This is a genomic window from Flavobacterium gillisiae (assembly GCF_900107635.1).
Taxonomy (GTDB): Bacteria; Bacteroidota; Bacteroidia; order Flavobacteriales; family Flavobacteriaceae; genus Flavobacterium; species Flavobacterium gillisiae.
Genome location: NZ_FNRD01000001.1, coordinates 151,057 through 162,019 on the forward strand (window position 1 = coordinate 151,057; position 10,963 = coordinate 162,019).

At 34.0% G+C, this 10,963-nt stretch carries 8 protein-coding genes; all 8 read left to right on the forward strand.

Annotation, left to right across the window (positions count from 1 at the left end; all coding sequences use genetic code 11):
* Nucleotides 1-95: 95 nt before the first annotated feature.
* The 8 genes from BLV35_RS00655 (at nucleotide 96) to ruvA (ending at nucleotide 10,945) form a co-directional block, all read left to right on the forward strand.
* Complete coding sequence (locus BLV35_RS00655) at nucleotides 96-1,403, forward strand: MFS transporter (protein WP_091083212.1); 1,308 nt, start codon at nucleotides 96-98, stop codon at nucleotides 1,401-1,403.
* Between the two features lie 16 nt (nucleotides 1,404-1,419).
* Nucleotides 1,420-2,346: a carbohydrate kinase family protein gene (locus tag BLV35_RS00660; RefSeq protein WP_091084785.1), complete on the forward strand. Its 927-nt coding sequence runs from the start codon at nucleotides 1,420-1,422 to the stop codon at nucleotides 2,344-2,346.
* A gap of 6 nt (nucleotides 2,347-2,352) precedes the next feature.
* Nucleotides 2,353-4,089 carry an alpha-amylase family protein gene (locus tag BLV35_RS00665; RefSeq protein ID WP_091083215.1) on the forward strand — a complete coding sequence of 579 codons (1,737 nt, stop codon included), beginning with the start codon at nucleotides 2,353-2,355 and terminating at the stop codon, nucleotides 4,087-4,089.
* 107 nt (nucleotides 4,090-4,196) lie between these two features.
* Nucleotides 4,197-5,444 carry an MFS transporter gene (locus BLV35_RS00670; RefSeq protein ID WP_091083219.1) on the forward strand — a complete coding sequence of 416 codons (1,248 nt, stop codon included), beginning with the start codon at nucleotides 4,197-4,199 and terminating at the stop codon, nucleotides 5,442-5,444.
* Between the two features lie 20 nt (nucleotides 5,445-5,464).
* Nucleotides 5,465-7,336, forward strand: coding sequence for a trehalase family glycosidase (locus BLV35_RS00675; RefSeq protein ID WP_091083222.1), 1,872 nt, complete (start codon nucleotides 5,465-5,467; stop codon nucleotides 7,334-7,336).
* Between the two features lie 69 nt (nucleotides 7,337-7,405).
* Nucleotides 7,406-7,840 (forward strand): CBS domain-containing protein, encoded by a 435-nt coding sequence (locus tag BLV35_RS00680; RefSeq protein ID WP_091083226.1) that lies wholly within the window; start codon nucleotides 7,406-7,408, stop codon nucleotides 7,838-7,840.
* 154 nt (nucleotides 7,841-7,994) lie between these two features.
* On the forward strand, nucleotides 7,995-10,277 hold the full coding sequence (locus BLV35_RS00685; RefSeq protein ID WP_091083230.1) for an NADP-dependent malic enzyme: 2,283 nt from the start codon (nucleotides 7,995-7,997) through the stop codon (nucleotides 10,275-10,277).
* An 86-nt stretch (nucleotides 10,278-10,363) separates the two neighbouring features.
* The gene (ruvA, locus tag BLV35_RS00690; protein ID WP_091083233.1) at nucleotides 10,364-10,945 is read left to right on the forward strand and encodes a Holliday junction branch migration protein RuvA; all 582 of its coding nucleotides are present in this window, start codon (nucleotides 10,364-10,366) and stop codon (nucleotides 10,943-10,945) included.
* Nucleotides 10,946-10,963: the final 18 nt, after the last annotated feature.

The following is a 10,963-nucleotide window of genomic DNA, read 5'->3' on the forward strand; positions in this document are numbered from 1 at the left end:
AACGTTTTTGTTTTAATTATTTAATTATTTGGCAATTTTAAAATTAAATTTAAATATTGTAACCATAAAAAAAACGAATTAACTAATTAAGTGCAATGAATATACCGAAAATAAAACTTAGTTTTTGGCAGATAATTAATATGAATGTTGGTTTTTTCGGGATCCAATATAGTTTTGGATTACAACAAAGTGCCGTTAATCCTATTTATGATTTTTTGCATGCAAGCCCAGATGAAATTCCTTTATTAAACCTTGCGGGACCTTTAACGGGTTTATTAATTCAACCTATAATAGGAGCTATGAGTGATAAAACCTGGCATCCACGATGGGGACGACGTAAACCTTATTTTTTCATAGGAGCAATGGTTTGTAGTATTGCTTTATTTTTGTTTCCCTTTAGTAGCTCACTATGGATGGCAGCGGGATTATTATGGATATTAGATATTGGGAACAACACTGCAATGGAGCCTTATCGCGCTTTTATTGCAGATACACTTGATGAAGAACAGCAACCGATAGGATTTCAAGCCCAAAGTTTTTTTACAGGTTTTGGTCAGTTTTTAGCGTATATATCCATTGGGATTTTCCCGTTAATAATTGTTGGTTACACCGGCGAATTACCCAATTGGATGTATGCTTCTTTCTTCATCGGGGCAATCTTGTCCATCACATCTATTTGGTGGAGTATGAGTAAAACTAATGAAATCCCGCCAACAGCTGAAGAAATTGAATATATAAAAGCCAATCCCTTAAACATATTTTCACCTTTTGTAGATATTTATAAAGCCGTTTTAGAAATGCCAAAGGTAATGTGGCAGCTATTTTTAGTCTACTTATTTCAGTGGTATGCCATGATGTGTTATTGGCAGAATAATTCTAAAAGTATTGCTTTGTCGGTTTGGGATACAACACCTGCTGACAAAATTGGATATGGTGAAGCAGTTCGATGGAATGGATTAGTCGGGGCATTTGGTTTCGTGGTTACTTTTTCGATCGCGTTCTATTTGGCAAAGTTAGCGCAAAAGCACGGCGCTAAAATGGTTCATTTTGGATGCCTAATATTAGGAGCGATTTCTCTTTTATTCTTCCCTGTAATACAAAATCAATATTTATTCTTTGTTGTAATTATTGGATATGGAATAGCATGGGCAAGTATGATGGGGATTCCTTATTTAATGGTTGTGGCCAATATTCCAAAAGAACGCTATGGAGTCTATATGGGAATCATTAATATGATGATTGTTATACCAATGATTTTTCAAAATGTATCATTTGGATTTATTTTAAAACATTTCTTAAATAATGATCCTCGATTGGCTATAACTTTTGCAGGAGTTTTATTGCTCATCGGTGCAATATGTACCTTATTTATAAAAACAGAAAATAAAAAATTAAGTGAATAATTCAATAGATAATAAGATGGATAATATAGATATCCTTTGTGTTGGCGAAGTATTGATAGATTTTATTGGACATCAAGAAGGTGTTCTTATTAATGAAACTAGAGATTACCATAGGTATTTAGGTGGTTCGCCAACTAATGTTGCTATGAACTCGACAAGATTAGGTTTGAATGCTACAATGGTCGCTACGGTTGGTAACGACGGTTTTGGATCCTATATTTTTGAAAAATTATCAGAAGTTGGCGTGAATACAAGCCACATTAATACTTTGGATAATAAATCGACAAGCGTTATTTTTGTTTCTAGGTCTGAAGGTACACCAGATTTTATACCTTTTCGTGAAGCAGATTGTTGCATTTATGAAGAACAAATTTCAAGTGAAATATTATCTAAAACTAAAATATTTCATACTACCTGTTTTGCCTTAAGCAAAAACCCTGCACAGAAAACAATATTAAAAAAGGCACAGGAAGCTCATGATTTAGGATGTAAATTAAGTATCGATGTAAATTATGCTAAAAAACTCTGGAAAAGTCAAAAGAAAGCTTTTAAGGTAATCAAAACCTATTGTCAGTTCAACCCGTTAATAAAAATAAGTGAGGATGATATGCTTCGCCTTTTCGAAAAAGAATTACCACATGAAGACATATTTCAATTTTTTCATGATCAAGGTGTCGAAACGGTATGCTTAACGTTGGGTAGTAAAGGAGTGAAATTATCTCAAAAAGGAAAAGAAGTCATACAAATGCCAGCGATAAAAATTGACAAAGTAATGGACTCTACTGGAGCGGGTGATGCTTTTTGGTCCGGATTTTTATTTGCTTATATCAAGGAAAAAACTATCAATGAGTGTTTGGATATCGCTTTGAAATTAGCGGCTTTAAAACTGCAAAATGTTGGGCGTTTACCAGATAACATTAATATTCTATCTAAACTTTTATAAAACACGATGCAAGAAAATAATAAAACAATCGCTAATGGTGTGATGCTTAATGCGTATCCAGATAGTATTGGAGGAAAATTCAGTGATACAGTAGACATGCTTAAAATGACAGAATTTAAGGATGTTTTTTCTTTGCTATATGTATTGCCTACTTTTTTTAATAGTGACTTAGATAGGGGGTTTTCTATTATTGATTATGATATTAATAAAGAGTTAGTCGACACAAAAGACTTACTTGAATTAGAAGAACTCAATGTTAAACTTAAATTTGATATTGTATTAAATCATCTTTCTGTGGCTTCACCGCAATTTAAAGATCTACTTAAATACGGTAATGAATCTAAATTCAAAGATTTCTTTATCAATTGGAATGAATTCTGGGAAGGAAACGGAGTAAAAAATGAAGACGGTATTATAATTCCAGAAGCTGAGTATCTCAATAAATTATTCATGCGAAAGTCTGGTTTGCCAGTATTAAAGGTTCGTTTTCCTGATGGTACAGAACCACCCTATTGGAATACCTTTTACCAGCAAATAACATACAATCCCATTACAGTAGGAGATTTACAAAATATAAAGGGTTTAACAGAAGAGCAAGGTCTATTTATAACTGTAAAAATTAATGAAGCTATTGCTAAAGATCAAGATTTTACAACCATTGATTTTAAAGAGGCAAATCATTTAAAAGGAGAAATTCTCCAGGTGGTAGAACAAAAGCGTTCTTACTTAGGACAAATGGATGTGAATGCAGCGTCGCCTTTAGTATGGGATTTCTACGAAGAGACACTAAAAAAACTAGGTGGTTATGGTTGCAACATTCTTCGCTTAGATGCTTTCGCCTACTTACATAAACAAGTAGGGGAATCAAATTTCTTCAATAAACCGGGTACTTGGGAGTATTTGGAACGTATTAAACAAATTGCGCAAAAAAATGATTTGATGCTGTTGCCTGAAATTCATGCAGAATATGGCTTGCATTTGCACGATGAAGTAGCTAACGAAGGCTATACTATTTATGACTTTTTCTTGCCGGGTTTAACGATTCATACTATTGAGAATAAAACGAGTAAAGCTTTATTAAGTTGGGCAAAAGAAATTATCGCCAAAGGATATAAAACAGTAAACATGCTTGGTTGTCATGATGGAATACCTGTTTTAGATTTAAAAGGTAAAGACGTAAATGAGGTTTATAACCAGGGCTTGTTAGAAGATGACGAGATAGAAGGGATTATGAATACAATCATGGAGCGTGGTGGTCGCGTGAAAAATCTTTATGATCCTTCAGGGAAAAAGATTTCTTATTATCAAGTAAACGCTACATTTTTTAGTGCGCTTGGTGAAGACGAGCAAAAGTTACTTCTAGCTAGAGCGATACAAATGTTTATGCCAGGAATACCTCAAGTGTGGTATTTAGATGTTTTTGCTGGGAAAAATAATTATGAAGCAGCCGATAACGGTGGTAGTGCAGGTCATAAGGAAATCAACCGTACAACATTAACTATGCAAGACATAGAGCAAGGATTAAAAACAGATGTTGTAAAGAAGCAGCTAGAGATAATTCGTTTAAGAAATACCTCAGATGCATTTTTAGGAACAGTAGAAATTAATGATGCCTTTGATGATGTAATTGACATTAAATGGACAAACAATAAATCAGTAGCGCATTTAAAAGCTGACCTTAAAACCTATCGTTTTACAATAGATCACATAGATAAAGGAGCTACAAAAAAAATGATTTTTTAATATCATAATGTAATCCAAAAATTAGCAGTCGTAAAACTTCAAGATGTATTTTAGACTGCGGGAGGGATTGATATCCATGAATACCTAATACTTAAAAAATTAAATAAATGAAAAAAAGTACCATTAAGCTCGCAATGTATCTCAACTACTTTGTTTTTGCTATTCTACTCAATAGTGTGGGGATTGTCATTTTAAAGGCGCAAAAAAATTATGGAGTTGATGAATTACAAGCGAGTATTTTGGAGGCTTTTAAAGATTTACCTATAGCTATTGTGTCATTTCTAATCGCCTCTTTTTTACCTCGAATAGGATATAAAAAGGCGATGTTAATTGGCTTGGCATTAGTGTCGGCAGCTTGTGTTGCTATGTATTTTGGAAATTCATTTAGTGCTGCCAAAGTGCTTTTTGCTACGGTTGGGGTGTCTTTTGCATTGATAAAAGTATCTGTTTATTCCCTGATAGGAACTGTTACGGAGAATCAAAAAGAGCACAATAGTTTAATGAGTAGTATTGAGGGTGTTTTTATGATAGGAATCGCCTTGGCTTATTTTTTATTCCCCGCTTTTAATTCTGAAACCGATCCTAATGCTTGGCTTAATGTATACTGGCTTTTAGCTGCTATTTCGCTATTGTCGTTTAGTTTTTTGTTTTTTACCAAATTCGAAAAGCAAACAGAAATACCCGGGGTGGATTTATTAGATGATTTTAAACAAATGTTCAAACTGTTTGCTAAACTATTGACAATTGTTTTTGTAATTAGTGCTTTTCTATTTGTAATGATTGAGCAAGGAATTATGACTTGGTTGCCTACGTTTAATGATAAAGTGCTTCATCTTCCTGAGAATATCAGTATTATGATGGCAAGTATTCTGGCAATTTCATTGGCGGCTGGAAGGCTTCTTGCTGGTGTGATTACTAAGTCTATAAATTGGATTTGGGTATTGACTTTTTGTATAATCATGGCAATGCTATTGGTGGTTTTTGTACTTCCAAGAACAGTAGGTTTAGAAGTAAAAGATATTAATTCATTAAGCGATATTCCTTTGATGGGATTTGCCTTTCCTTTAGTGGGATTGTTTATAGCTCCTATTTATCCGCTATTGAATTCAGTTGTTTTGAGTGCCTTGCCTAATAAATTACACAGTTCGATGACAGGATTGATAGTTGTTTTTTCGGCACTTGGTGGTACGCTGGGTTCAAGGGTAATTGGTTATTTGTTCAAAAATGAAGGGCCCGAAAATGCTTTTTATTACACATTAATTCCAATGTCTTTATTGTTAGTTTCTTTTTTTATATTAAAAAAATTAACGGCTGATAGTACAGGAGTTTTGGAGGTAAAAAATAACAGTCATTAATCATTAAAAGCATAGTTAAAATGAAATTTTCACTCAACATAGACAAAGTATTTCGTGAACTTTTACTTCAAGAAGATACTGATAACGATAAAAAGATTACTAAAGATGATAATGGACCTAAGAGATTTGTTTTAGTTGACGAAAAAACAAAAGCAGAAACCGTAATTGAAGGTACCTATCATTTAGCTAATTTGCTTCAAGAGCTGGCTGTACTCAAAGAAAAAAAGATGGAATTTGCTGAGATTGATTTAGCGAGAATCCAAGAAGATCCAGTTGATCGAATTTCAAGAAAAATAAGAGAAGATTATTGGGACGAACTTACTAGAACCATAGATGAGAAAGGCTTGATGCAAATTCTGCAAGATGAAAAAACAACAAATGAAATCCCAACTCTTTATGTCTCCGCCAAAGATGAACAAGGGGTGAAATACTTTCAAGATTTAGAAAAAGAACTTCAAAATTTTAAAGTAGGAGTTTTGCCTTTAGGATATACTGAGGAATATGTGGCGACTTTAAATACAAAACCTGGAATTTTAGCATTAGGTTTAGAACAAAGGTTAAACAATTTAGAAGGTGTTCCATTTGTAGTTCCAGGTGGACGATTCAATGAAATGTATGGTTGGGATAGTTATTTTATAGGTGTTGGGCTGTTGATTGATAATCAGCTAGAAAAAACAATGGCAATTGCAGATAACTTTAAATATCAAATTGTCCATTATGGCAAAATTTTAAATGCTAATAGAAGTTATTATTTAACAAGAACGCAACCACCATTATATTCCTCGTTATTAGTTGATATTGTAAAAAACAAAGTTCCAGATCTGGAGTGGTTAAGAGGGCATTTAGAAACGGTTATCCTAGAATACAATACCGTTTGGATGGTGCAAGGGGAGCGATTGACTTCTACGGGATTAAATAGATATAAATCGGGTGGAGTGGGAATGCCTTTTGAGGTGGAACCTGGGCATTTTGATGATGTTTTAGCGCCTTATGCGACTAAGTATAATTTGCCAATTAGAGAATTTGAAAAGCAATATTTAAATAGAACGATTGTCGATGCGGGTTTGGATGAATATTTTGTTCATGATAGAAGTTTGCGAGAAAGTGGTCATGATACGACCAATAGATTGATTGATATTTGTGCCAATTTGAATTCGGTTGATATCAATAGTTTTCTTTATAAATATGAAAAGGATATCAGTTATCTTATCAAAAACTACTTTGAGGATTCTTTTCAAGTCGAGGGAACAACGTACGCATCACAAGACTGGGAGAATAAAGCGACTTTTCGTAAAAATAAAATCAATGAATTGTGTTGGAATGAAGCAGCGGGCATGTACTTTGATTATGATTTTGTAAATAAAAAACAATTTCCGTTTGAGGCGGCAACTACTTTTTTTCCACTATGGGCTGGATTATGTGATGAAAATCAGGCTAAAAAATTAGTAGAAATAGCCTTGCCTCAATTCATTCAAGCAGGAGGGATTACAGGAAGTACAAAAGAAAGTGTTGCTGGAATTCCTGAAGATGTTCCGCAACGACAATGGGATTATCCTTTTGGTTGGGCGCCTCATCAAATGTTGTTATGGGAAGGTTTAATTAATTATGGGTATCTTGATAAAGCTCAGGAAATGATCTATAGATGGCTGTGGTTGATTACAAAAAATGCGGTAGAATATAACGGAACCATTCCTGAAAAATTCAATCTTGAAACCAGTTCGCATAAAGTTTTTGCTGAATATGGTAATGTTGGGACTGAATTCGATTATATTTCTAAAGAAGGATTTGGTTGGGTAAATGCATCATACCAATACGGTTTGCAAATTTTGAATGATAACTTTAAAACCGAATTGAATGTCCTTACTTTACCTGATGATTTGTTTAAAGTTTAGTTTTTTATAAGTAAGCTGTCATTTGTATGCTATTTTTTTTAACTTTATCGTCAACTAAAATTTTTCAATATGACTGTAAATCAAATATTAAGCGTTAAAGGAAATGATGTGCACTCCATAGTTTCAACCATTACGGTTTATGAAGCTTTAAAAGTTATGGGAGAGAAAAACGTTGGGGCTGTTTTAGTAATTGAAGACAATTTACTAAAAGGAGTATTGTCTGAGAGAGATTATGCTAGAAAAATTGTATTGAAAAACAAAGCTTCCAAAGATACTTATGTGCATGAAATCATGGAGCGAAATGTTATTACGGTTAACCCAGCAGATAATCTCGATTATTGTATGGAATTGATGAGTACAAAGCGAATCAGGCACTTGCCTGTCGTTGAAGGTAATGAGGTTTTGGGTGTGATTTCAATTGGAGATGTCGTGAAATCCATTATAGAAATTCAAAAAGTAACTATTCAACATTTGGATTCTTATATCAGTGGAGCCAAAGTATAATTAAAAATATATTATCAACCTAAATAGCTGCAAATTAGTGCGGCTATTTTTTTTCCTACAAAAAGATAGTTGTTTTTTTATAAAAGAATAGGAGAATAGTCTGCTTTTTAAAGCAACTCTTATATCTTTGTAAGCTAGAATAAAATCTAAATAAATGAATAAGAATAGCAAGAGAAGAGAGGCATTATTGTATCACGCAAAGCCAACTCCGGGTAAAATACAAGTAGTTCCAACGAAGAAATATGCAACACAAAGAGATTTGTCTTTAGCATATACTCCTGGTGTAGCTGAGCCTTGTTTGGAAATAGCAAAGGATGTTAATAATGTATATAAATACACAGCTAAAGGGAATTTAGTTGCGGTTATTACCAATGGAACAGCAGTTTTAGGACTTGGAGATATAGGTCCTGAAGCTTCAAAACCAGTGATGGAGGGGAAAGCCTTATTGTTTAAAATCTTTGCTGATATTGACGTTTTTGATATAGAAGTAGATGCTAAGGACATTGACAAATTCATTGAGACAGTAAAAGCAATAGCGCCTACATTCGGTGGAATAAATTTAGAAGATATTAAAGCCCCAGAATCTTTCGAAATTGAAAGACGTTTGGTTGAAGAGCTTAACATACCGGTAATGCATGATGATCAGCATGGAACTGCAATTATTTCATCTGCAGCTTTGTTAAATGCGCTTGAATTAGCAGATAAGAAAATTGAAAATGCAAAAGTAGTAGTTTCAGGTGCAGGTTCTGCAGCTTTAGCGTGTGCTAACTTGTATGTGCTTTTAGGAGTTAATCCTGCTAATATTACCATGTTTGATAAAGACGGAGTTTTGTCTAAAGACAGAACAGATATTTCAGTATTACAACAACGGTACGCAACTGATATAAAAGGGCTAACGCTAACAGAAGCCATAAAGGGAGCAGATGTTTTCTTAGGACTTTCTGCAGGAAATGTTCTTTCAGCGGAGATGTTGCTGACAATGGCAGACAACCCTGTTGTTTTTGCAATGGCAAATCCAGTTCCTGAAATCGATTATCATTTAGCGATCGCTACTCGTACTGATATTATTATGGCTACGGGAAGATCAGATTATCCTAACCAAGTGAATAATGTACTTGGGTTTCCTTATATTTTCCGTGGTGCATTAGATGTTCGTGCTACAAAAATAAACGAAGCAATGAAAATGGCGGCTGTTAGAGCACTTGCAGCTTTGGCAAAAGAACATGTTCCTGAGCAAGTGAATATTGCTTATGGTGCTACCAAATTAATTTTCGGACGTGATTATATTATTCCTTCTCCATTTGACCCAAGACTGATAAGTGTTGTTGCGCCCGCAGTAGCAAAAGCAGCAATGGACTCTGGAGTTGCCTTAAATCCAATTACGGATTGGAATAAATATGAAGAAGAGCTTTTAGACCGATTAGGGAACGATAATAAAATGGTTCGATTGATTACCAATAGAGCTAAAATGGATCCTAAGAAGATCATATTTGCAGAAGCGGATCACCTAGATGTGCTAAAAGCAGCCCAAATTGTTTTGGAAGAAGGTATCGGTCAGCCTATTCTATTGGGTAATATGGAAATAATAGTAGAGCTAAAAAAAGAATTAGGTTTTGAAACCGAAGTTGAAATTATCGATACTAAAATTGACGAAGAAAACGAAAGACGAAATAGATTTGCAAATACGTATTGGGAAGCCAGAAAAAGAAGAGGTATCTCTTTGTTGGATGCTCAAAAACTAATGCGTGAAAGGAATTATTTTGCAGCAATGATGGTCAATGAGGGGGAAGCGGATGGTTTAGTTACTGGATATTCCAGAAGTTATTCATCAGTAGTTAAGCCTATGTTGCAACTGATTGATAAAGCACCGGGAGCATCTATTGTTGCAACTACAAATATGATGATGACAAAGCGTGGACCTATGTTCTTGTCAGATACTGCGATAAATATAGATCCGTCTGCAGATGATTTGGCAAAAATTGCTATCATGACTGCTAAAACTGCCAGAATGTTTGGTGTTGAACCTGTTATCGCGATGGTTTCATTTTCAAACTTTGGGTCTTCTACTGATGTAAGTGCAGCAAAAGTAAGGGAAGCTGTAGCTTATTTGCATAAAAATCATCCAGACATGATTATTGACGGAGAAGTTCAGGCTGATTTTGCTTTGAACCCTGAGATGTTAAAAGAAAAGTTTCCGTTTTCTAAACTTGCTGGTAAAAAAGTCAATACTTTAATTTTCCCGAATCTTGACTCTGCTAATATTACGTATAAATTATTAAAAGAATTAAATAAGGTAGATTCTATTGGACCAATTATGTTGGGTATGGGGAAACCAGTACATATTTTTCAATTAGGAGCAAGTGTCGAAGAAATGGTTAATATGGCGACAATTGCCGTTATTGATGCTCAGGAAAAACAGAAGAAAAAAAATAAATAGATTTCGAAAAGCACTCCTTATTCATTTCGGAGTGCTTTTTTTAATTCGAAATAATCTATATTTATATTAAAATACAAAACAATTTAATGATAGCACATTTACAAGGCAAATTAGTAGAAAAAACACCAACAGAAGTAGTTATTGATTGTGGTGGTGTAGGGTATCACGTGAACATATCGTTGCATACCTATTCTTTGCTTCCAAATGCTGATTTTATAAAATTGTTTACGCACCTCCAAATAAAAGAGGATGCGCATACTTTATTTGGATTTGTTGAAAAATCAGAAAGAGAGATTTTTAAAATGTTACTTTCGGTTTCGGGCATTGGCGCCAGTATAGCCAGAACAATGTTGTCTTCATTAGATCCAAAACAAATTACAAACGCAATTGCATCAGGTGATGTGGTTACGATACAATCGATAAAGGGAATTGGGAGTAAAACTGCTCAAAGGGTGATCCTTGATTTGAAAGAAAAAGTATTGAAACTCTATGATTTAGATGAAGTTTCAATGTCGCAAAGCAATACAAATCGAGATGAAGCGTTATCAGCTTTGGAGGTTTTAGGTTTTGTTAGAAAAACCTCAGAAAAAATTATAGAGAAAATAGTAAAGGAGGATCCAGATGCTTCCGTAGAGTCTATTATTAAAAAAGCTTTAAAAAACTTATAAAATCAAACTAAAAAACAC

Bases quoted from the DNA above. Each gene is read 5' to 3' on its own strand.
- BLV35_RS00655 (WP_091083212.1), top strand. From the start codon at position 96: ATGAATATACCGAAAATAAAACTTAGTTTTTGGCAGATAATTAATATG.
- BLV35_RS00660 (WP_091084785.1), top strand. From the start codon at position 1,420: ATGGATAATATAGATATCCTTTGTGTTGGCGAAGTATTGATAGATTTT.
- BLV35_RS00665 (WP_091083215.1), top strand. From the start codon at position 2,353: ATGCAAGAAAATAATAAAACAATCGCTAATGGTGTGATGCTTAATGCG.
- BLV35_RS00670 (WP_091083219.1), top strand. From the start codon at position 4,197: ATGAAAAAAAGTACCATTAAGCTCGCAATGTATCTCAACTACTTTGTT.
- BLV35_RS00675 (WP_091083222.1), top strand. From the start codon at position 5,465: ATGAAATTTTCACTCAACATAGACAAAGTATTTCGTGAACTTTTACTT.
- BLV35_RS00680 (WP_091083226.1), top strand. From the start codon at position 7,406: ATGACTGTAAATCAAATATTAAGCGTTAAAGGAAATGATGTGCACTCC.
- BLV35_RS00685 (WP_091083230.1), top strand. From the start codon at position 7,995: ATGAATAAGAATAGCAAGAGAAGAGAGGCATTATTGTATCACGCAAAG.
- ruvA (WP_091083233.1), top strand. From the start codon at position 10,364: ATGATAGCACATTTACAAGGCAAATTAGTAGAAAAAACACCAACAGAA.